Origin of the sequence: Cobetia amphilecti, from assembly GCF_032923285.1 — a bacterium.
Lineage (GTDB): Bacteria > Pseudomonadota > Gammaproteobacteria > Pseudomonadales > Halomonadaceae > Cobetia > Cobetia amphilecti.
This window is the reverse complement of the sequence record NZ_CP136695.1, coordinates 3,615,286-3,636,197: the sequence shown is the minus strand read 5'-3', so window position 1 is coordinate 3,636,197 and position 20,912 is coordinate 3,615,286. Positions and strand designations below refer to the sequence as shown.

The window sequence follows — 20,912 nt, the reverse complement described above, 5'->3', positions numbered from 1 at the left end:
AAGATGCGTGCTATCGCGCCAGTGCATGCAACGCCGGCTTCTCTGCCGGCGTTCTGCTGTCTGCGCCCCTGATATCGATGCTTTATTGGCCTATTTCACTGGAGTGCTGTCATGGCTCACCCCACTGCCGTCAACGTGCCCGACGAGGCGCGCCCTGAGACCCTCAAGGACGCCCCACTCGGGCGAGAGTCCGCCTATCCCGAGCACTACGATGCCAGCCTGCTGTTCCCCATCGCGCGGGCGGCCAATCGTGGCCCCATCGGCATCGATGACGCGGCGCTGCCGTTCGTCGGTGAGGATGAGTGGCACGCCTTTGAAGTCTCCTGGCTGGATGAGGCCGGCAAGCCGTGGGTGCGCGTGGCACGTTTTCGCCTGCCGGCAGCCTCGCCGAACCTGATCGAATCCAAGTCCTGGAAGCTCTATCTCAACAGTCTCAATCAGAGCCGTTTCCCCGATCAGGCAGCGGTGCAGGCAACGCTGGAGCGTGACCTCGTCGCCGCGGCCGGTGCGCCGGTCGAGGTGCGTCTGCTGAAGCTGGACGATAGCGAGCTGGACGTCGGGCGCCTGCCGGGAGAGTGCCTCGATGACTTGCCGATCAGCGTCGAGCACTACACGCCGTCGCCCGAGCTGCTCAGCGCCGATGACGCCGACATCGTCAGCGAAGACCTGCACAGCCACCTGCTCAAGTCCAACTGCCCGGTCACCGGCCAGCCGGACTGGGGCAGTGTGTGGATCCGTTATCGCGGCCCGCGTATCGACCGCGAGCGCCTGCTGGCCTATCTGATCAGCTATCGCCAGCACCAGGATTTCCATGAGCACTGCGTCGAGCACCTGTTCGTCGACCTGATGGCGCGCGTGAAGCCTGAGTCTCTGCTGGTGATGGCGCGCTATGTGCGGCGTGGCGGTCTGGATATCAGCCCGTGGCGCGCCACGGCGGATCTCGAGGCCGAGGCCCGCGCCAGCCTGCCGCTGCGTCTCTCCCGGCAGTAGTCGTCTCCGTTGCCTTGCCAATCAGGTAGTGCCTCGCCAATCAGATAGCGCCTCGCCAACCAGATAGCGCCTTGCCAATCAGGTAGATAGCAGCGAGTGATGAGACGGCGTACCGGCGACATGCTAGTGTGAGAATCATTCTTATCTTAAGTCTGTGACAGGAGAGACGATGGACGCGCTGACGTTACTGCATGAACGCAATTCCATGGGCAAGTTGATGGCGCCGGCCCCGAGCGCTGAGCAGATGGAGGCCATCTATCAGGCCGCCCTGCGCGCGCCGGACCACGCCGAGCTGACGCCCTGGCGCTTCATCGAATTCACGGGTGGCGGGCTTGAGCGCCTCGGCGAGCTGTTCGCCGAGGCGGAGCGCAACAAGTCGCCGGCGGGTGACGAGGCCGCCCAGGCCGCTGCCAGCAAGAAGCCGCTGCGTGCGCCGATGGTGATCGCGGTGATCGCCAGGGTCACGCCGGACCACCCCAAGGTGCCGCGTGTCGAGCAGGTGGTCAGTGCCGGCTGTGCCGCTCACGCCATGTTGTATGCCGCTCAGGCCCAGGGGCTCGGTGGCATGTGGCGCACCGGCGGCTACGCCTTTGACCCCATCGTGCACGCAGGGCTGGGCATGGGCGAGCAGGATGAGCTGGTCGGCTTCCTCTATCTCGGCACTCCGGGCGGACGCCTCAAGCCATTGCCGAACCGCAACAGTGCCGACTTCGTCGAACGCTGGCAGTGAAATGCTGCATGAGCGAGGCCCTTGATGAGCAGCGCTGAGCGAGGCCCTTGATGAGAGAGACGCTGAGTGAGTGAGACGCGAAATGAGCCGTCGCGCCTGAGTGGTGAGGCCTGGCCACCGTTGCCTCTGCCACGTGATGCGCAGGGGCAGCCGGGCAGTCTCGCGGCGCCGGTCAGCGACGACCTGTCACGGTTTCGTGGCTGGCTGACGCAGGCAATCCCGCTGGCTGCTCATCTGGGGCTTGTCGAGATGCAGTGGTCAGAGTCCGAGCGCTCGACGGGTCAGCTGAGCTGGCACCTGCGTCTGCCGCCCAATCTCAATGACAAGGGCACCGCCTTCGGCGGCGCCATGAGTCTCGAGGCGACCCTGTGTGGCTGGAGCTGGCTGACGCTCTGGCTGCGTGCCCGCGGTATCCAGCGCGATATCGTGGTGTCGCAGGCCAGCCAGCGGTTTCTGGCCCCGGTCAGTGGCGACTATCACATCATCTGCGCGCCGGATGACATGGCAGCGCTGGACGAGGTGGGCGAGCGCCTGGCGGCAGGGCGGCGAGCGCGACTGTCGCTGACCCAGCAGCTGTGGTGTCAGGTCGAAGGGCAGCCCGCTCCACGACTGTGTTTCGAGGCCCGCGGCGATTACGTGGTGCTGGGGCCGTGACGACGAGTGCGGTCTCGGCACAGTGCGCAGGGTGGAGCGTAGGGCGAGAGCGCTGACGCTATCTATCTGAAAGTTTTTGGAAAAAAAGGCTTGCGCCACTCGAAGGTTATCGATAATATACGCCGCGTTCTCAAGGGAAACACGACGCAGTCGGGTGACCAATGAGAGCACTGATCTGGAGGGGTGTCCGAGTGGTCGAAGGAGCACGCCTGGAAAGTGTGTAAGTCGAAAGGCTTCGAGGGTTCGAATCCCTCCCCCTCCACCAGATTCAGAAAAGCCCGCATCTCACGATGCGGGCTTTTCGCGTTTCTGAGCGAGCTATCGAGCTTGCACTGCAGCGTCTGTCATCCTGAGCTGTTATCATGCCCGCCTTCAGACTCACCCCATCGCCTGTCACACCTTCCCCGAACGCCTGATCGAACGTCATGACAGCTGTCATGTCGTCAGGGGCGTGCTCGGGTGACGTCGGGCCCGCCTCCGGGATGCCCGGGGCACGAGATGGCGTGAGGCAAGACCGATTCCGCCTGCAAGAGGACATGAGATGGCTCGTATTGCCATGGCACGCCACATTCTGGTGAAGACCGAGGCCGAGGCGCAGCGTCTCAAGCAGTCACTGGAGCGCGGCCAGCCGTTCGAGAAACTGGCGAAGAAGCACTCCACCTGTCCCTCCGGCAAGCAGGGCGGTGACCTGGGCGAAGTGCGCCCCGGCCAGATGGTCGGCGGCATTGATCGCGCCATCTTCAAGGGGCCGCTCAATACCCTGCAGGGGCCGCTGAAGAGCAAGTTCGGCTATCACCTGCTGGAAGTCTTCTTCCGCGGCTGATGCCTGCCAGTCCTTTGCCGCTCCCCGTATTTCCCGGCGCCAGCGTGACACTTCGTCACCGCCCACCTTTTTCATTTCAAACGGATATTCCCTCGTGATCTCTACCGCCAATCTCACCATGCAGTTCGGTGCCAAGCCGCTGTTTGAAGACGTCTCCGCCAAGTTCGGGCGTGGCAATCGCTACGGCCTGATCGGCGCCAACGGCTGCGGCAAGTCGACCATGATGAAGATTCTCGGTGGCGATCTGGAGCCGTCCGGTGGTCACGTCATGCTCGAGCCCAACATCCGTCTGGGCAAGCTGCGTCAGGACCAGTTCGCCTATGAGGAATACACGGTGCTCGACACCGTCATCATGGGCCACGAGCGTCTGGCCGTGGTCAAGGCCGAGCGTGACCGCATCTACTCGCTGCCGGAGATGAGCGAGGAAGACGGCATGAAGGTTGCCGACCTCGAGGTCGAATTCGCCGAGCTGGATGGCTATACCGCCGAAGCGCGTGCCGGTGAGCTGCTGATGGGCCTCGACATCCCCATCGAACAGCACCTGGGGCCGATGAGTGAAGTCGCGCCGGGCTGGAAACTGCGCGTGCTGCTGGCGCAGGCGCTGTTCTCCGATCCTGACGTCCTGCTGCTCGATGAGCCGACCAACCACCTGGACATCAACACCATCCGCTGGTTGGAAGGTGTGCTGACCGCGCGTTCCAGCACCATGATCATCATCTCGCACGACCGTCACTTCCTGAACAGTGTCTGCACCCACATGGCGGACCTGGATTACGGTGAGCTGCGCCTGTTCCCGGGCAACTACGACGAGTACATGACCGCCGCCACCCAGGCGCGCGAACAGCTGCAGGCCGACAACGCCAAGAAGAAGGCGCAGATCGCCGAGCTGCAGTCCTTCGTCAGCCGCTTCTCCGCCAACGCCTCCAAGGCCAAGCAGGCGACCTCGCGTGCCAAGCAGATCGACAAGATCCAGCTCAACGAGATCAAGCCGTCCTCCCGCGTCAGCCCGTTCATCCGCTTCGAGCAGACCAAGAAGGTTCACAACAATGCGGTGATGATCGACAAGCTCTCCAAGGGCTTCGACGGCAACACCCTGTTCGAGAACTTCAGCTTCACGGTCGCCGCCGGTGAGCGTGTCGCCATCATCGGCCCGAACGGCATCGGCAAGACCACGCTGCTGCGCACCCTGGTCGGCGAGATGTACCCGGACGCCGGTGAAGTGAAGTGGACTGACGCCGCGGACATCGGCTACTACGCGCAGGACCACGCCCATGACTTCGCCAACGACATGAGCCTCTACGACTGGATGGCACAGTGGACCGGCGGCGGCGAGCAGGTCGTGCGTGGCACCCTGGGTCGCATGCTGTTCTCCAATGACGACATCCAGAAGTCGGTCAAGGTCATCTCCGGTGGCGAGCAGGGCCGCATGCTGTTCGGCAAGCTGATCCTCAAGCAGCCCAACGTGCTGGTGATGGATGAGCCGACCAACCACCTGGACATGGAGTCCATCGAGGCACTCAACCTCGCGCTGGAAAACTACCCGGGCACCCTGATCTTCGTCAGCCACGACCGTGAATTCGTCGGCTCGCTGGCCACTCGCATCATCGAGCTGAAGGCCGATGGCGTGGTCGACTTCTCCGGCACCTATGACGACTACCTGCGCAGCCAGGGCGTCATCGTCTGAGACACGCCGTGACTGGCTAGTCTGCCCGGTCTGACAAGACACCCTCATCGTCTCTGACGGTGGGGGTGTCTTGTTTCCATCTCCGGCCGCTGGCTGCGGCAGGCTTCTGGTAGAATGCCGGCCCGCGTGTGTCTGCACAGCCGATTTCCTTTCCTTTCTTCGCTTCACGGAGTGTCTCGCATGGCCACATATGACGTCATCATCATCGGCGCAGGCGCGGCAGGCCTGATGTGTGCCGCCACGGCAGGCTATCAGGGCAAGCGCGTGCTGGTGCTGGACCACGCCAACAAGGCCGGCAAGAAGATCCTGATGTCCGGCGGGGGGCGCTGCAACTTCACCAATCTGGATGCCGGCCCAGCCAACTTCTTCTCACGCAATCCGCATTTCTGCATCTCGGCGCTCAAGCGCTACACGCCGCACCATTTCCTGGAACTGGTGGAGCGTCATGGGCTGGAGCACGTCGAGAAGAAGCCGGGACAGCTGTTCTGCGCCGATTCCGCCAAGGACCTGCTGGCGATTCTGATGACGGAATGTGAATGGGCCGGAGCGGAGATTCGCCTGAGTACGCGCATCACCTCGCTGGAGCGCGCGGGCGAGGGCATGCGGGTCGAGACCAGCAATGGCACGCACACGGCAGGGCGCGTGGTGGTGGCCACCGGCGGCATGTCGATTCCGACGCTGGGCGCGACCGGCTTCGGCTACGACATCGCGCGCCAGTTCGGGCTCGAGGTCACCGATACCTACGCCGCGCTGGTGCCGTTCACGCTGACCTCGCAGTGGAGGGAGCGTCTGTCGCCGCTGTCAGGGCTTGCCTGTGACGTCAGCGTCACCGCCGGCAAGGGCCATTATCGCGAACCGATGCTGATCACCCATCGCGGGCTTTCCGGTCCGGCGATGCTGCAGGCCTCCAGCTGGTGGACACCCGGTCAGCCGCTGGACATCGATCTGCTGCCGGGCGTGGATGCCTATGCCGAGCTGCTCGCCCTGCGCGAGCAGCATCCCAAGCGCCAGATCGGCCCCTGGCTTGGCGAGCGCCTGCCCAAGCGCCTCGCCCAGTCGCTGGTCGAGTGGCAGGACGCCGACGCCGGTCGCATCAGCGAGCGCAGCCTCGCCGAGCTCTCCAACGCGCGTCTCGAGCAGCTGGCCAAGGCGCTCAATCACTGGCAGCTCAAGCCGGCGGGCACCGAAGGCTGGCGCACCGCCGAGGTCACCATGGGTGGCGTGGTCACCGATGCCATCTCGCAGAAGGACTTCAGCGTGCGCGATCTGCCGCAGCTGGCCTTCATCGGCGAGGTGCTGGATGTCACCGGCGAGCTTGGCGGCTACAACTTCCAGTGGGCGTGGTCCTCGGCGGTGGCCTGCGGCCTGAACTGCTGACCGGCACCTTCTCGCCACTACTCGCGCTCACGCCATCTGCTGGCGGATGGCGGGCAGGCGCTGCTCGACCAGTGCGACGAAGGCCTCGATCACCGGGCGGACCGGTGTGGTCGGGTAGTGCAGCTCCAGCGGTACCGCGCCGAGTGCCGGGCGCAGGAGAATGAACTGGCAGCCATCACGTTGCAGGCGGCGAATGCAGCCGGGCGCGATGGCGACTCCCAGTCCCGCCGCCACCTCACTGAGCAGTGTCTGCATCAAGGCCGGTTGGCGCTGGATGCGCGGCGAGAAGCCGGCATCGCCGCAGGCACTGATGATCTGATCGAACAGCCCCGTCGCCTGCCCGCGCTGAAACAGCACGAAATCTTCCTGCGCAAGCTCGCTGAGGGCCAGTCGCTTGCGGTGCGCCAGACGATGCCCCTCGGGCACCACCGCCATCAGCCTATCCTCGTAGACCGCCAGGGCGGTCAGGCTGTCACGCTGCTCGCCGGGAAGCGGGCGCGACAGCCCGATGTCGATCTCGTCACGCGCGAAGGCATCCAGCTGCTGCTGGGCGCTCATCTCATGCAATGACAGGCTGACCTCGGGATGGTCGCTGGCGAAGTCGCGCATCAGTCCGGGCACGAAGCTTGCGCAGGCCGAGCTCATGTAGCCGATGCGCAGTGTGCCGGTCTGGCCGCTGGCAGCCATCGCCACGCGCTTGCGTGCCTGAGCCTCCAGCGCCAGCATGCGCTGCGCTTCTTCCAGCAATGCCTCCCCCGGTGCCGTCACCTTCACTTCCCGCGTATTGCGCCATAGCAGGCTGACGCCCAGCTCGGCTTCGAGATCGGCGATCTGGCGGCTGATGGCGGGTTGCACGGTATGCAGCTCGCGGGCGGCGGCCGAGAAGCTTCTGTGCGTCGCCACCGAGACGAAGGTTTTCAGTGTGCGGAGTTCCATGCCGGTCCTCGTGGCTGATTGATGTTCAGTCAGTATAAGTCATATCAAGTATTGTCATTTCTATTATAAGCCTGCACTCGCTAGTCTGAAGGCCTGCCAAACCTCCCTTCGTCAGTCTCTGCCGTCTCGCCTCGTCTCCTGTCTCTTGCTGCTTGCCGCTGGTTTTGCCTCGCAAGCACGCAAGCAAGCGAGAAGGCGGGGCGCGTAGCGACTGACAGGAGGGTTCTGAATTCGAGTGGAGCCAATATGACGACATCAACGAGTGGAGTGGCCGCGCAGGATACGCGCGGACCCTCACAACCGCTGTCTGCCGGCGGCCGTTTCACGCTGCTGGCCATCGCCTGTCTGACCATCATGGTGGGTACCGTGGTCGCGCCGGGGCTTCTGAGCATCGCCTCGGCGCTTGAGGTGGAGAGCCATGCCAGCTGGCTGATTACCCTGCCATCGCTGGGCGCGGTGCTGTTCGCGCCCATCGCCGGGCGCATGATCGATCGTGTCGGTGCCTATCGCTCGCTGGTGGGTGGGCTGCTGCTGTATGGCGTGCTGGGCGCGGGCGGCGCACTGCTGGAAGGCACCGTCGTCGTGTTCGCCGATCGCATCCTGCTCGGCGGCGTGACCGCCGTGGTGATGGCGGGCGGCACCACGCTGATCTCCGAGTGGTATCACGGCCATGCGCGTCTGGCGATGATCGCCCAGCAGGGCATGTCCATCGAGCTTGGCGGGGTGATCTTCCTGTTCGTCAGTGGTGTGCTGGCGGGGATCGCCTGGCAGTGGCCCTTCGCCCTCTATCTGATAGCCTGGGTACTGCTGGCCATGCTGTGGATGATGGTGCCGAAGCAGTCGCCTGAAGCGCCCACCGAGGAGAGCGGAAATGCCGGCGGTGAGGCCTTGTCTTCCTCGCTGACCAGCGTCTACCTGGCCGCGGCCATCTCGTTGACGCTGTTCTTCACCGCCATCGTCATGCTACCGATGCGCTTGAATCTGCTGGGGCTGGATGAAGCGGCCACCGGTATTTTCCTGGCGGGCATTTCGCTGGTCGCGGTGGTCGCGGCGATGCTGATGCCGAAGGTGTCGCGTGCCCTGGGTGAGATGCCGACGCTGGTGCTGGCCTTCCTGCTCTATGCCGGCAGCCTGTTCCTCTTCCAGCAGGCCGAGAACATGACGCTGATGAGCGTCGGTGCCGTGTTGTCCGGCATGGGCTTCGGCTTCTCGATCCCGTTGCTCAACCACATGACGGTGGAGCGCAGCCACACCTCGGTGCGCGGTCGCAATCTCTCCTACCTGACGATGGCGATCTTCCTGGGACAGTTCCTGACGTCCTTCCTGGAATTCCTGCCCGGTGACGGCAGCAACGTCTTCGGCGCCGCCGCCGTGCTGGGGCTGATCTTCGCGGTGCTCTATCTGGGCGTGTATCTGCTCAAGCGTGACAGCCGCAGCGCCTGATCGCGGCAGGGTTAACAGAACGACACGTCGCAATGACGAAAAAAAGCCCCGCCACCTGAATCCCAGGTGGCGGGGCTTTCGCTGTATTGCCGTGATCATTTGTCGAACAATATTCTCAGACGGCGAATCATCACCCAGCTCATCAGCCCGCGCTTGAGCAGGCTCAGGCCCTTCTTTGGCCGGAACCCGCCCCGCGCCGCGATCAGGCCGCCCACCAGCACCAACGGGCCGCGGTATTGCTGGACCTTGGCCCAGCCGCGGTCGATGGGGGCGGTGGCCTCCTTGAGTTCGCGCATCGCATGGCTGACATCGAGGCGCTGCTGACTGATGCGTGCTTCGAGTTCCGCACGCCGAGCGTCACGCGGATGTGCTGACCGGCGTCCGTTCCCCTGTACAGGGGGCAGCGCCGGCTCGCGTCGCGCGAGGGACTGTCTGGAAGAACTCATCTCGCCTCCTTGGCAGGCACTGGCAGGCGGGGCATCAAAGGTTTTCGCGTTGGCGCTGGCGTTCCAGTGCGTCGGCACGCACATCCTTGAGGCTGTCGCTGTCACGGCTCAGGTTGCTGAGCGTGGAACGCAGCAGGCTGCGCTGGGAAGCGATCACCTTGACGCGCCAGGCGATCAATCCCCCCAATGCCAGCAGGATACCGCCGCTCAGGGCGATGGCCAGCAGGCGGTGGGTATCCCAGAAGGCCACGACCACCAGCAGGATCGCCAGGCCGATGCCGAAGCAGATCAGCATCAGGGCGATACCCGACAGCAACAGCATCACGAACAGCCGTTCGCGCTCTTCCTCGAGCTCCAGCACGGCGAGACGCAAGCGCGTCTCGCCACTCTCGACCAGGCTCGCAGTCAGACGTCGGATGGCGCCAAGTACGCGTTCAACCGGCCCTTGCTCCTGCATCAGCGACGGCCAAGCAGCATGCCGACGACGACACCGGCGGCCGCGCCGATACCGACACTGGTCCACGGGTTGTCGTGCACGTAGCGATCAGCGCAGTCCACGGATTCGCGCGCGCCGGCGGCGAGGCGATCGCCCTGGGCGCTGAGGCGGGCGCGGGTGGCTTCCAGGCGAGTCTGGGCGCGGGCGCGGGCTTCCTTCATGCTCTCGCGGGAATCTTCAGCCGAGGCGTGCAGCAGTTCCTCGACGGTCTGGGACAGATGGCGCAGATCTTCCTTCAGCTGGTCGGTGTTGGCACCGGTCGCGGAAGTGGTGTGATCGCCGATCTTTTGCATAGCCATGGTGTAACTCCTTCCCGTATGTCGAATCAGATTTCGCGAATGGTGAGCGCGGTGTTGTCTGCGCTTGACTCTCGAACTCTCTCTTCCCTGGGGCGCCGCAGGCGGCAGGGCATGACCTGAATCCACTTGCACGAGACTCTCTGCAAGCATCGTCAGCACGTCGTCATGACGCGTCTTGCGTGGTCATGCACAAGTCGTGGGGGTCGAACGCGACAAACACAAGGGCAAGACACGCACAGAGCACGATATCGCCATGTGACGTGCGGGAGGCATGATCTGGATCATGGACGTGCCACTAGGTCTACATGGGCGGTCCACATGGGCAGTCCACATGGGGGCGGTGCATACGGAGGGCAGATGGCAAGACGGGCAGCCTGGGCTGCCCGTTGCGGGAGGGTCGTGCGAGTTCTTTTATCAGAACTCTTTAATCAGAGCTCTTTGATCAGGTCTCGGGTGAGCCGGCGAAGAAGGTATTGATCGAGAAGCCCAGGCCAAAGCGATTCACGCTGTGGTCGTAGTCGATCAGGCTTTCACCGTAGCCGTGGTAGTACTGCACGTAGCCACGTACCTTGCCGAACAGCGGGAAGGAGTAGTCGAGCTGGTTGCCGTAGTTGCCCTTGGAGGGGTTGCCACGCACCATCCAGGTGACTTCGTGCTGATCGGAGGTATAGCCGACCGTGATGTCGCCGTAGCCGATGTAGTTGTAGAGATCCGGGTTGTCGTCCTCGTCGGACTCCTCCGGCACGCGCCAGTGCGGTGTGACCGCGATGGCCCAGTCGCCGTTCTGGAACATCATGTCGGCGTAGACGCGGTTCCAACTGCGCGACAGCGGGTCGGAACGGCCGTTGGACTGATGCGCGAAACCGATGCGGTTGCGGGTATTGGTCCAGCCGAACAGCTCATAACGATTGTCGAACTGCAGGAAGGCTTCCGGCTCGTAATTGGTCTCGCGGAACGGCGCCGAGGCATCGGAGTTGTAGGCCTGCCACCAGCTGCGCTGGGTATAAGCGAAGAACACGTCGCCATTGTCACCGAAGATGTCATCCATCAGCTCGACCTTGAGGCTGAGCTGGTATTTCACCTCGGTCTTGTCCACCTCGCCTTCCTGGGTGACTTCGGCAAAGCCGTTGGCATCCGGGTTGGTGTTGTAGGCCCAGGGCAGCAGGTAATTGCGCTTGTAGGCGGTGATGGCCAGCGGATTCTTCTCGGCGTCGTTCTCCAGCACGACACGTTCCTTGGCACGCTGCTGGGCCAGGCTTTCATCGAGGGGTGCATCGACGCTCTGGCCTTTTGCCTGCTCGGTCTCGGCCGCTTCCGCCGAGTAGCGCTCGTAATCCGCGTCTTCGCGGTTGGAGAGGAAGACCTGCTCGGTACGCGGGTCACTCTCGACGCCGTCCGCCGTGCCCGGTGCAGAGGCCGCCAGCTCGCGCCAGTCAGCCTGGCTCATGGCACCCGCGCGGGCCTGGGCGGCAGTCATGCCCAGTGCTTCGGGAGCGAAGCGTTTGCCGTTGGCCAGTACCACGCGTCCCTCGGCATCCATGGTGTAGGGCACGTTGGCCGCTGCCGGTGCGGCGGCACCCAGCAGTACTGTGGCCAGCACTCCCGAGAGGCGTGCAGGGACGGACCGGAATCCGATGGAGGCAAGGCGGAGGGGCATGGAAATATCCTGTCGGTTACACCGCGGCGGGGGAGCAGCGCATTATGGAGCAATGTTCATGACATGTCTGCCATTCTACTGGTGGCGCAGTGTCCGGTTCCAGCACGAAGATTCCGACAGGTGCGTCGCCTCGATGCGACGATGCATGTCGCTCACGCTGGCCCGCAAGCACCGCTTTCTCGCCCCGTCACTCTTTGCTGCATTTTCTAGTTCATTCTCCACTTCATCCTTTGCTGAGCGGCCGCCGGCGGACGTTTGCCGACAAGGATTGCGTGGGATGCAGCGCCAGTCGACAATGCGGCCCTTGCCCGCGTTTGCGGCCGGTCACGATGTCATCCTGCATGGCTGGCGGCGGCCTGGCGGGGCAGCAGAGCCGATGAAGAAGTGCGGTGGTGACCATTGAGGAGACAGCTGTGACAGGTAACAAGTCCTTGAGACTGATGATGTTGGCAGGCGCCTTGCTGCTGATGGTGCTGCTGGCCTGGGTGCCGGCCACGGCCAGTGCGGACGCCCCGAAGCGTGCTGATGTCCAGACTCAGCTTGAAGACCTGCAGAGCGTCGAGAAGCCGGATGCCGACACCCGTCAGCGCATCGCGGACCTCAAGGATACCCTGACGGTGCTCGACGACCTCGCCGAGGCCACCAGCAGCCTGAATTCCCTCAAGAGTGAGGTCAAGGAGGCGCCGGCGGAGTTGGCGAAGGCGCAGGCCGAGCTGGCGCGCCTGCCTCAGGACTACACCCCGCCCAGCATCGCGTCGCTGGAAGACGAGTCGGTCGAGGCGCTGGACAAGCGCATGACCTCGATTCTCGACTCGCTGCAGAACCTGCAGGACAAGCTGGCCGATACCAACCGGCGCCTGATCAATGCCCAGAGCCTGCCGGAGCGTTCACGCTCGACCCTGGCCGATGCGCAGCAGCAGGTGCAGCGCCTGCAGACCCAGCTGGGTGGCAGCGGCGATGCCGACCTGTCCGGTACCGGGCGTGACCTGATCGAGGCGCGTCTGGCATTGGCCGAGACGCGTGGCGAGCTGAGCCATTCAGAGCTCAATTCAAGCTCCCTGCTGCGTGAGCTGGCCCAGGTGCGCAAGACCCTCTACAGCCGCCAGATCGCCAATCTGGAGCAGGACCTGGAGCAGGTCCAGACGCTGGTCAACGACAAGCGTCGCAACCAGTCCGAGCAGACCATCGCCGATGCCACCAGTGGCGAGAATGCCGCGCTGGCTGACAACCCCATCTTCCAGCAGGTGCTCAACCGCAACCGCGAGCTCAGCAGCCAGCTGCTGGCGATCACCGATCGCGTCAACGCCGTGATTCGCGACGGGCTGGAGGTGCGCACCCAGCTCGATCGCGTCACCCAGGTCGAGCGCACCATGAGCGAGCAGATCGAGGCCATCAAGGGCAGCGTCCTGCTGGCGCGTATCCTGCGTGAGCAGCAGAGCCGCCTGCCACAGGTCGATGTGCGCAAGGACTTGAAGGAAGAGATCGCCGACCTGCGCCTCAAGCAGTTCGAACTCAACAAGGTGCGCGAGCAGCTCGCCGATATTCCGGGCTATCTCAATTCCTACGTGCTGGGCGAGGCCGCGGCGTTGGAACGCCCCGGCGGCAATGCCGATGTCAGCCAGATCAGCGCCGAGCTGCGTCAGGCGTTGATCGGTCAGCTGGAGGCGCGCAAGGAGCTGGTCGACAAGCTCGACAAGGAATACGACAGCCTGCTGGCACGCGCCATCGATCTGCAGCTCAACCAGCAGCAGCTGCTGGAAGTGTCAGGGCGTCTGCGCCAGACCATCGAGGAGCAGCTGTTCTGGGTCGCCAACGGCAAGCCGCTGGATCTCGACTGGCTGTCGCGTACCCCGGAAATGCTCGCCGAGGAGCTCAGGCCCAACGTCTGGCGTGGCGTGGTGGCGGGGCTGTCCAAGGGCTTTCAGCTCAGTGACCTGTGGGTGGCGCTGCCGGGCTTGCTGCTGCTGATCTTCATCACCTGGAAGCGTTCGCGCATCCGTGCGCGCCTGGCGGACCTGCACGCCCAGATAGGGCGCCTGAAGCAGGACACCCAGCTGCATACGCCGCGCGCCATTCTGCTCAACGTCCTGCTGGCCATTCCCGGCGCGCTGGCGCTGGCCTTGATCGGCGGCGTGCTGTCGCTGGGTGAGGGCATCATGCTGTGGGCGCTGGGCCAGGCGCTGTTGAAGCTGTCGCTGGCGTGGGGCATCTTCGCCATCTTCCGCCGCCTGCTGGTCAAGGACGGCGTCGCCGAGCGTCACTTCCAGTGGCCGGCCAACTACGTGGCGGAGTTGCGTCGCCATATCTGGTGGCTGGGCTTCGCGCTGCTGCCGGTGGTGCTGACCACCAACATCATCAGCGAGGCGGACCTCAATCTGCTCGAGCGTCCGCTGGGGCTGGCCATTCTGTTCGTGGGCCTGATGGCGATGAGCTTCTGCCTGTCGCGACTGATTCTGGCGCATGTCCCCTTCTTCGGCCTCAAGCTGTTCCGACTGATTCTGGGCCTTGCGATGGCGCTGGTGCCGGTGGCGCTGGGCGTGCTGATCTGCCTCGGCTACGAGTACACCGCGCTGCGCCTGTGTGGCCGCTTCATCACCACCATCTTTCTGTTCGGGGCCTGGATTCTGGTGGAGGCCACCGTGGTGCGCGGGCTGGCAGTCGCCGCGCGGCGTCTGGCCTATCGTCGCGCCGTGGCGCGTCGCCGCGCCCAGGTGCAGGAGGGCGCCGAAGGCGGTGTCGAGGTAGTGGAAGAGCCGCCGCTGGACATGGAGCAGGTCAACTCCCAGTCGCTGCGTCTCTCGAAGCTGATCCTGGTCATCAGCTTCCTGTCGATCTTCTATGTGGTGTGGGCCGATCTGCTCAATGTGCTCAGCTATCTCGACAGCGTGGTGGTGTGGGAAATCGCCGCTTCCGTCGAGGGCGATTCGGCGACGCCCATCTCGCTGGCGGATCTGATCGCGGGCATGATCACCCTCGCCGTGGCGGTGATGATGGCGCGCAACCTGCCGGGCCTGCTGGAGGTCTCGATCCTGTCGCGGCTCGAGCTCAAGCAGGGCTCCAGCTACGCGATCACCTCGCTGCTGTCCTACGTGATCATGGCCACCGGCTTCGTGATGACATTGGGCAGCATGGGCGTCAGCTGGGACAAGCTGCAGTGGCTGGTGGCGGCGTTGAGTGTCGGGCTGGGCTTTGGTCTGCAGGAGATCTTCGCCAACTTCATCTCGGGCCTGATCATCCTGTTCGAGCGCCCGGTGCGCATCGGCGACACCATCACCATCGGCAACCTGCATGGCACGGTCAATCGCATCCGGATCCGCGCCACCACGGTGACGGACTTCGATCGCAAGGAGATCATCATCCCCAACAAGGTGTTCGTCACCGACCAGTTGATCAACTGGTCGCTGTCAGACAACGTCACGCGGGTGGTGCTCAATTTCGGTGTCGCCCATGGCAGTGATCTGGATCTGGCGCATCGTCTGCTGATGCAGGCCGCCCAGGAAAACAGGCGGGTGCTCAAGGACCCGGAGCCACTGGTGTTCTGCCTGACCTACAACCAGGACAACTTCGGTTTCGAGCTGCGCATCTACGTCAATGACCTAACCGATCGCCTCTACGCCACCGATGAGATCAACCGCTGGGTGGATGCACGCTTCCGTGAGCATGGCCTCAAGGTCGCCTTCCAGCAGATGGATGTCTGGCTGCATCGCGACGATGGCACCGAGCGCCTCGTCGAGCAGCGCAGCGCCTCGGCGGAGCCGTTGCGCCCCGCCAGCGGCTCACCGGAAAGCAGCGAGGCGGAAAGCACGGAGTATCAGAGCAGCGAGCACCGGGAAGGTGGTGCGCTGATCGCGCGTCGCAAGCCCGCCGAGGGTCTGGCAGGCCGTGAGGACGCCGGGCTGCGCGAGGCCGCACCGGACGCCGATGGTGGTGACGGCGGCGGAGATGCCGGCGGTCGCTGACGCTGAACCCTCTCGCTCATCTCATTGAATGCCGCATGGCATCACGCACAAGGCGCCCCGCGGGGCGCCTTGTGCGTGATGGGCTCTCCAGTGCGTTTACAGAACGGGAGGGGCTAGCCAGCCCTGACGCCACGCATCATTGGTTCAATTCGGGCTGCGTGGCTGACGGGGCCTGCCCCTGAATCTGACCCTGACCCTGACCCTGACCCTGACCCTGACCCTGGCTCGCCTCACCGGCAAAGGGAGCAGGGGCCTCGAATTCCAGTACCCAGCGGCTCAGGAAACTGGCCTGCTTGAGGCGATCGAGTGTCGCCAACAGGCCAGGGCCGATCTCGATCGGGCGTAGCGCATCGCCCAGCTGCTCGCGCATATGCTGAGCGCTGCCCTCGCCACGCACCTCGGGGTGCAGTGCGCCCAGCTGGCTGTCGCTGGCCACCGCCTGCTGGCCTTGCAGACTCAGCCACCAGTCGAGAAAGGCCTCACCGGCCTCGGGATGAGGCGCCTGCTGGGGGACGAAGGCCAGCCGGCGCTGAATCAGCACGTAGTCTTCCGGCACGATCACCACCAGCTCCGGATGGGCGCGGGCAAAGGTCACCGCGTAGGGGCCGACCAGGTTGTAGGCGATGTCCACCTCACCGCTGGCCAGTGCCTCGAGCATGGCGCCGGTGGTGCTGACCAGTCTGGCATCGGCCTGACCCATGGCGCGCACCAACGTCCAGTAGCGCGGTGATTGACGGGCATCGGACACGGCATAGGTAAAGCCTGAGCCGCTGCGGCGCGGGTCGTAGCTGATGATGCGGCCGCGCAGCTGCTCGCGGCGCGTCTCGAGCAGGTGCCAGAAGTCGCGATGGCTGCGCAGCACATCGCGGGGATTGCGCAGGCCGTCGAGGTCCGCCAGACGCTTGAGCGCATCACGCCGGGCCACCATCACGATCGGCTCGAAACTCATCGCATACAGCTCATCGCGCCAGCGTGAGTTGGCCGGCCAGGCGGCCAGATTGGGGGCCTCGAGTGCCAGGGCGTGACCTTGATTGGCGAGTCGGTACTGCAGTCCCATGGCCGAGGAGATCATCAGATCCGCCTGCGGTGTCAGCGGCGCCTGCAGGTACTGTGCTTCAAGCCCCAGGGCGGAGCGGTTGACGTAGTGCAGCACTCGCTCAGGGTGCTGGCGGCTGTAACGCAGCAGCAGCGGGCGAATCTCGGGCAGGTCCAGGGCGGCATGAATCGTCAGGTCGGCCGCGAGGCTGGCGTCGCTGTCAGGCGCGGGCGGCGTGACTGCCTGGCCGCCCTGCAACCACAGCGATTGATGCTCTTCGAGCAGCGGGTCAAACGCTGCCTGGGTCGCCGCCTGGGTTGCGGCCTGACTGACGGGGCTCAGAAGCACGGCCAGCACGAGGCAGGCCGTCAGCCGTCCAGATTGCTGTCTACCCGGGCGGTGATTGTCATGACCGTGAAGGTCAGGGCGCTGCTGCCCGGTTGGCGGTCGTCTCGCTAGCATGCTGTGCCTCCTGTCTTCGCAGGCTTGCCGGCCTGTGCTGATTCATCATCCCCATCCACTCTCACCTCAGGCGCTGCACAGGGCGCCAGATGCAGACTGACGCATAGCCCGCAGGACGCGCCTGTCTCGGCTGTGCCGTTTGCGTCGGCTGCGCGGGTTGCATCGTCTGTGCGGGATGCAGGATCAGTAGCCTGCGTCACGCTGCGTGCTGTCGCGTCGCTGAGCGTCAGGCGCGCATCGTGGTGTCGCGCGATGCCATCGACGATCGCCAGCCCCAGTCCGGCGCCTTCGTGATGCTTGAGCTCATCGGGCTGCTGCGCCGGCACCTGATCATGACTGTCGGGCTGGGTGTTGCGGTGGAAGGGGCGCAGTACCAGCAGGCGTCGCTCGGCGTCGATGCCCGGGCCGTCATCCTCGACACTCAGTCGCCAGCGGCCCGCCAGTGCGGCGCTGTCCGGTTGCGTGAACGTGGCATCGCTCGGCGCCGCCATCCGGCTCAGGGTGAGCGTGACGGTGCGCGCGCCGTGCTTGCAGGCATTGTCGATCAGATTGGCCAGTGCCTCCTCGAGCTGCCACTCGACGCCCAGCGTCCAGGCGGCGCCATCGATGTCCGGGGCGATCTCGAGGCCGAGGTCCACGCCGGCGCGATCACAGCGCAGGAACAGCCGGCTGACGGTGGCGCGCGCCAGCGCTGACAGCTCCAGCGGCACGCGCGGCGGCTGCACTTCCGGGTTGTTGAGGCGTGTCAGCGACAGCAGCTGATTGGCCAGATGGGCGGTATGGCTGGCGGTGGCTTGCATCTGGCTCAGCGCGGCATGCCAGGCGCTGGGGTCCTGCTGGCGCAGTGCCAGCTCGGCGTGAGCGGAGAGTCCCGCCAGCGGGGTGCGCAGCTGGTGCGAGGCGTCGCCGATGAAGCGCTCCTGATTGGCGCGCACGCGGCGCATGCGCGCCAGCAGGTCATTGATGGTGTGCTTGAGCTCCTCGAGCTCGCGCGGCAGGGGCAGGTTGAGCGGCGCCAGACTGCGCGAGTCGCGTTCGCGAATGGCGCGGCGCAGGCGGGTCAGCGGCGACAGCGCCAGCCGGACGCCGATCAGCACCACCAGCAGTGCCAGCGTGGCCATGCCCGCCAGACGCACCAGCGAGCCACTGAACAGCTCACGCGTCAGGGTGTCTCGCCCCTCGCGGGTATGGGCGACGCGAATGCTGTAGCGCTGGCCGTGGCGTGGGTCATCACCCCAGCCGCCCAAGCGGGTATCGAGGCTGCCCAGCCGCAGTGCCTGTCCTTGCCAGGCGATATCGCGAAACGACAGTTCGCCGCTGCGTCCGAGTGATTCCTGCGGGGCCAGGCGACCATTGGCGGCGCGATTGGCATCCGGCAGGTGGGTATTGCCGGTGACCTGCTCGCCATCGGCGTCCACCAGGCTGTAGAAGACGCGCTCCTGGGCGTCGGTGGCCAGCATCTCGAGCGCGGCGGGCGGCAGATCGAGCCACAGCTGGCCGTCCTGCCACTTGACCTGCTCCGCGATGGTGACCAGCGAGGCCTCCAGCAGCCGGTCGTAGGCGCGGTCCGCTGCCTCGCGCGCCGACAGGAAGGCCTGCACCAGCAATAGCGTGCCCAGCGCCAGAAGGGGCAGCAGCAGCCAGCTCAGCAGGCGCCGATAGAGGCTGATGCTGCGTTTCGCCTCTGTCTGTGGGCGCGGTGAGGGTGCGGAATTCAAGCGCTGCCGTCCGTGGTCTGTTCCAGTAGATAGCCAAGGCCACGGATGGTGCGCAGATTGACGTCGCTGCCTTCCAGGCGCTTGCGCAGGCGGTGTACATAGACCTCGATGGCGTTGTCGCCCACGGCCTCTTCTTCACCGAAGGCCTCGCGGGTCAGGCGCGCCTTGTCCACCGGCTCGCCGGCATGCTGGATCAGGCAACCCAGCAGGCGCTGTTCACGGGGCGGCAGCGCCAGCGGGGCATCGGCGAGCAGAAAGCGTGCATTGAGTGGCTCGAAGGCCAAACTGCCGAGGGTCAGGCGTGGGGCGATGCCAGACGAGGCCGCCGGCTGCTGACTGGCCTGAAGAGTGGCCTGCTGACTGGCCTGAAGAGTGGCATGGCGGCGCAGCAGGGCGCGCACGCGGGCTTCCAGTTCATCGAGCACGAAGGGCTTGGCAAGATAGTCATCGGCGCCCAGGTCCAGCCCGCGCACGCGATCTTCGATGGCGCCACGCGCGGTGAGAATCAGCACCGGTGTCTGGCGGTCGTGCTGGCGCAGCGCGGCGAGAATCTCGAGCCCGGAAGCGCCGGGCAGGTTGAGGTCGAGCACGATCAGCGCGAAGCCGTGATCGTGGTGGGTCGCCAGGCGGGCAAGCGCCACGGCGCCATCGGCCAGGTGGGTGACCGCAAGGCCCTCGGCGGAAAAGACGCTGCACAGTGTGCTGGACAGCAGGGCGTCGTCCTCGACCAGCAGCAGGGCCGGGGGCGGTGCGGTGGCTGGGCCATGCGCTGATGCGTCAGCCGCTGAGGGGAGTGAGTCGGGAGAAGTCATCCGGGCTCCGCAAGGGCGCGTCAGGTACGCGACAAGAGTGATGAGAGTCAGGCTCAGGGCCGGTCTGCGACCTGCAATGGCCGCTTGAAGGCGCAATATTGCCTCAAACAGGCAGCCAATGGCGCTTGCGCCAGCGTATCATTGGTGGCCTGTTTCGTGTCGCTGACAAGGAAGCCAGCATGCCATCCGTTCCGCTATTGCAGCGCCTCAAGGCGCGCGCCTCTTGTCTCTCGCCAGCCCATTGGCTCACGGCTGTCATGTCGCTCAGGGCTATCACGTCGCTCAAGGCTGCCACCTCGCTCAAGGCTGACGCGCCGCTCAGGCCGCTGCTGACCTCGCTGGCGCTGGGGGTGGTGGGCGGCTGGCTGTTCCAGCTCACCGGCATGCCGCTGGCGTGGATGCTGGGGCCGCTGGTCGCCAACCTGCTGGGCGCGATGGCCGGGCTGAAGCTTGGTGTGCCGGACCGCCTGCGCAACCTGTTTCTGGGCGTACTGGGCCTGACGCTGGGCGCGCGCGTCTCGCCGGAGCTGGTCTCACACCTCTCCAGCTGGTGGTTGTCAGCGTTGCTGTTGCTGGCGGGGGTGTGGGCCTCGACGCTGGCCTGCGCCGCCTGGTATCGCCGCTGTGGTTTTGACGCCACCAGTGCGTGGTTCTCCTCGGTGCCTGGTGCGCTGACGGCGATGGTGGTGATCGGCGAGCGCATCGGTGGCGATCCGCAGCGCATCGCGGTGGCGCAATCGTTGCGGGTGCTGCTGGTGATCATGATTCTGCCGCCGCTCTATTGGGTGCTGGAAGGCGCGGCGGGCACGCCCGGCATCGGCAGCGATGTGGCGGTAAGCGGCCTGTGGCTGATCGCGGTGCTGCCGATTCTGCTGCCCTTGGCCAGGCGACTGCGCATTCCCAATGCCTCGCTGCTGGCGCCGCTGTTGCTGGCGCTGGTGCTGTCGCTTGGCGACGTGGTGCGTTTCTCGCCACCGGTATGGGGCACCGATGTCATGCAGCTGGTGCTGGGCTGCGCCATCGGGGCGCGCTTCAAGGGCCTTACGCCGCGGGTGCTGGTCGGGGTGATGGGCCAGTCGGGCGTGGCGACCCTGATCTCGCTGTCGGTGCTGGGCTGCTTTGCCGAGCTGATCCATCAGCTGATGGGCGTGCCGCGTGACGTGGCTTTCCTCGCCCTGGCGCCCGGCGGTATCGGCGAGATGGCGCTATTGGCGGTGGCGCTCGATCTCGACCCGATCTTCGTCGCCTTCCATCACCTTCTGCGCCTGATCGTCCTGATGCTGTTGCTACCGGTGATGGCGCGTCATTTCCGTCACCGCCGAGCGCGTGAGGCGACGCAATAGCCCGTGGCGTGATCTCCCCTTGTGAGGGCGGCGATGCGCTGTTATAG

General features: G+C 65.1%; 17 protein-coding genes and 1 tRNA gene. 10 read left to right on the top strand and 8 right to left on the bottom strand.

Features of this window, described 5'->3' with window-relative positions; genetic code table 11:
* The first annotated feature begins 111 nt into the window (after nt 1-111).
* The 7 genes from queF (at nt 112) to R1T44_RS15445 (ending at nt 6,258) form a co-directional block, all read left to right on the top strand.
* On the top strand, nt 112-990 hold the full coding sequence (gene queF / locus R1T44_RS15475) for an NADPH-dependent 7-cyano-7-deazaguanine reductase QueF (protein WP_284726696.1): 879 nt from the start codon (nt 112-114) through the stop codon (nt 988-990).
* Between the two features lie 169 nt (nt 991-1,159).
* Nucleotides 1,160-1,720 (top strand): NAD(P)H nitroreductase, encoded by a 561-nt coding sequence (locus R1T44_RS15470; protein WP_054555640.1) that lies wholly within the window; start codon nt 1,160-1,162, stop codon nt 1,718-1,720.
* Nucleotides 1,721-1,786: 66 nt separating this feature from the next.
* Nucleotides 1,787-2,374, top strand: coding sequence for a YiiD C-terminal domain-containing protein (locus tag R1T44_RS15465; protein WP_284726695.1), 588 nt, complete (start codon nt 1,787-1,789; stop codon nt 2,372-2,374).
* A 177-nt stretch (nt 2,375-2,551) separates the two neighbouring features.
* Nucleotides 2,552-2,639 (top strand) — tRNA-Ser (locus R1T44_RS15460).
* A 276-nt stretch (nt 2,640-2,915) separates the two neighbouring features.
* Nucleotides 2,916-3,197: a peptidylprolyl isomerase gene (locus R1T44_RS15455; RefSeq protein WP_043333877.1), complete on the top strand. Its 282-nt coding sequence runs from the start codon at nt 2,916-2,918 to the stop codon at nt 3,195-3,197.
* A gap of 94 nt (nt 3,198-3,291) precedes the next feature.
* The gene (locus R1T44_RS15450) at nt 3,292-4,881 is read left to right on the top strand and encodes an ABC-F family ATPase (protein ID WP_284726694.1); all 1,590 of its coding nucleotides are present in this window, start codon (nt 3,292-3,294) and stop codon (nt 4,879-4,881) included.
* Between the two features lie 180 nt (nt 4,882-5,061).
* Entirely contained in the window at nt 5,062-6,258 is a 1,197-nt protein-coding gene (locus R1T44_RS15445; RefSeq protein WP_284726693.1) for a BaiN/RdsA family NAD(P)/FAD-dependent oxidoreductase, read from the top strand.
* A gap of 27 nt (nt 6,259-6,285) precedes the next feature.
* Here the strand turns inward: R1T44_RS15445 and R1T44_RS15440 are convergent, their stop codons facing one another.
* Nucleotides 6,286-7,194, bottom strand: a complete 909-nt coding sequence (locus R1T44_RS15440) for a LysR family transcriptional regulator (protein WP_284726692.1) — start codon at nt 7,192-7,194, stop codon at nt 6,286-6,288.
* 246 nt (nt 7,195-7,440) lie between these two features.
* Between R1T44_RS15440 and R1T44_RS15435 the strand changes: the two genes are divergently transcribed.
* The gene (locus R1T44_RS15435) at nt 7,441-8,637 is read left to right on the top strand and encodes an MFS transporter (RefSeq protein ID WP_317292282.1); all 1,197 of its coding nucleotides are present in this window, start codon (nt 7,441-7,443) and stop codon (nt 8,635-8,637) included.
* A 95-nt stretch (nt 8,638-8,732) separates the two neighbouring features.
* Here R1T44_RS15435 and R1T44_RS15430 read toward each other — a convergent pair whose 3' ends face one another.
* The 4 genes from R1T44_RS15430 to R1T44_RS15415 all read right to left on the bottom strand — a co-directional run bounded on the left by R1T44_RS15430 (nt 8,733) and on the right by R1T44_RS15415 (nt 11,535).
* Nucleotides 8,733-9,083 (bottom strand): YqjK-like family protein, encoded by a 351-nt coding sequence (locus R1T44_RS15430; RefSeq protein WP_052384593.1) that lies wholly within the window; start codon nt 9,081-9,083, stop codon nt 8,733-8,735.
* Nucleotides 9,084-9,117: 34 nt separating this feature from the next.
* Nucleotides 9,118-9,540 (bottom strand): phage holin family protein, encoded by a 423-nt coding sequence (locus R1T44_RS15425; RefSeq protein WP_043333873.1) that lies wholly within the window; start codon nt 9,538-9,540, stop codon nt 9,118-9,120.
* Nucleotides 9,540-9,878, bottom strand: coding sequence for a DUF883 family protein (locus tag R1T44_RS15420; protein WP_082388358.1), 339 nt, complete (start codon nt 9,876-9,878; stop codon nt 9,540-9,542). The genes R1T44_RS15425 and R1T44_RS15420 overlap by 1 nt, the downstream gene beginning before the upstream one ends.
* A 442-nt stretch (nt 9,879-10,320) precedes the next feature.
* Complete coding sequence (locus tag R1T44_RS15415; RefSeq protein ID WP_317292281.1) at nt 10,321-11,535, bottom strand: phospholipase A; 1,215 nt, start codon at nt 11,533-11,535, stop codon at nt 10,321-10,323.
* A 413-nt stretch (nt 11,536-11,948) separates the two neighbouring features.
* Between R1T44_RS15415 and mscK the strand changes: the two genes are divergently transcribed.
* Nucleotides 11,949-15,494, top strand: a complete 3,546-nt coding sequence (mscK, locus tag R1T44_RS15410; RefSeq protein ID WP_317292280.1) for a mechanosensitive channel MscK — start codon at nt 11,949-11,951, stop codon at nt 15,492-15,494.
* Between the two features lie 136 nt (nt 15,495-15,630).
* Here the strand turns inward: mscK and R1T44_RS15405 are convergent, their stop codons facing one another.
* The 3 genes from R1T44_RS15405 to R1T44_RS15395 all read right to left on the bottom strand — a co-directional run bounded on the left by R1T44_RS15405 (nt 15,631) and on the right by R1T44_RS15395 (nt 19,522).
* On the bottom strand, nt 15,631-16,887 hold the full coding sequence (locus tag R1T44_RS15405) for an ABC transporter substrate-binding protein (protein ID WP_317292279.1): 1,257 nt from the start codon (nt 16,885-16,887) through the stop codon (nt 15,631-15,633).
* A 98-nt stretch (nt 16,888-16,985) separates the two neighbouring features.
* On the bottom strand, nt 16,986-18,710 hold the full coding sequence (locus tag R1T44_RS15400; RefSeq protein ID WP_317292278.1) for a sensor histidine kinase: 1,725 nt from the start codon (nt 18,708-18,710) through the stop codon (nt 16,986-16,988).
* Nucleotides 18,707-19,522: a response regulator transcription factor gene (locus R1T44_RS15395; protein WP_317292277.1), complete on the bottom strand. Its 816-nt coding sequence runs from the start codon at nt 19,520-19,522 to the stop codon at nt 18,707-18,709. The genes R1T44_RS15400 and R1T44_RS15395 overlap by 4 nt, the downstream gene beginning before the upstream one ends.
* Nucleotides 19,523-19,701: 179 nt before the next feature.
* On the opposite strand from R1T44_RS15395, the gene R1T44_RS15390 reads away from it, so the two are divergent.
* A complete protein-coding gene (locus R1T44_RS15390) occupies nt 19,702-20,865 on the top strand; it encodes an AbrB family transcriptional regulator (RefSeq protein WP_317292276.1) in 1,164 nt (387 codons plus the stop codon).
* Nucleotides 20,866-20,912 lie beyond the last annotated feature (47 nt).

Bases quoted from the DNA above. Each gene is read 5' to 3' on its own strand.
- queF (WP_284726696.1), top strand. From the start codon at position 112: ATGGCTCACCCCACTGCCGTCAACGTGCCCGACGAGGCGCGCCCTGAG.
- R1T44_RS15470 (WP_054555640.1), top strand. From the start codon at position 1,160: ATGGACGCGCTGACGTTACTGCATGAACGCAATTCCATGGGCAAGTTG.
- R1T44_RS15455 (WP_043333877.1), top strand. From the start codon at position 2,916: ATGGCTCGTATTGCCATGGCACGCCACATTCTGGTGAAGACCGAGGCC.
- R1T44_RS15445 (WP_284726693.1), top strand. From the start codon at position 5,062: ATGGCCACATATGACGTCATCATCATCGGCGCAGGCGCGGCAGGCCTG.
- R1T44_RS15440 (WP_284726692.1), bottom strand. From the start codon at position 7,194: ATGGAACTCCGCACACTGAAAACCTTCGTCTCGGTGGCGACGCACAGA.
- R1T44_RS15435 (WP_317292282.1), top strand. From the start codon at position 7,441: ATGACGACATCAACGAGTGGAGTGGCCGCGCAGGATACGCGCGGACCC.
- R1T44_RS15430 (WP_052384593.1), bottom strand. From the start codon at position 9,083: ATGAGTTCTTCCAGACAGTCCCTCGCGCGACGCGAGCCGGCGCTGCCC.
- R1T44_RS15425 (WP_043333873.1), bottom strand. From the start codon at position 9,540: ATGCAGGAGCAAGGGCCGGTTGAACGCGTACTTGGCGCCATCCGACGT.
- R1T44_RS15420 (WP_082388358.1), bottom strand. From the start codon at position 9,878: ATGGCTATGCAAAAGATCGGCGATCACACCACTTCCGCGACCGGTGCC.
- R1T44_RS15415 (WP_317292281.1), bottom strand. From the start codon at position 11,535: ATGCCCCTCCGCCTTGCCTCCATCGGATTCCGGTCCGTCCCTGCACGC.
- R1T44_RS15395 (WP_317292277.1), bottom strand. From the start codon at position 19,522: ATGACTTCTCCCGACTCACTCCCCTCAGCGGCTGACGCATCAGCGCAT.
- R1T44_RS15390 (WP_317292276.1), top strand. From the start codon at position 19,702: ATGCCATCCGTTCCGCTATTGCAGCGCCTCAAGGCGCGCGCCTCTTGT.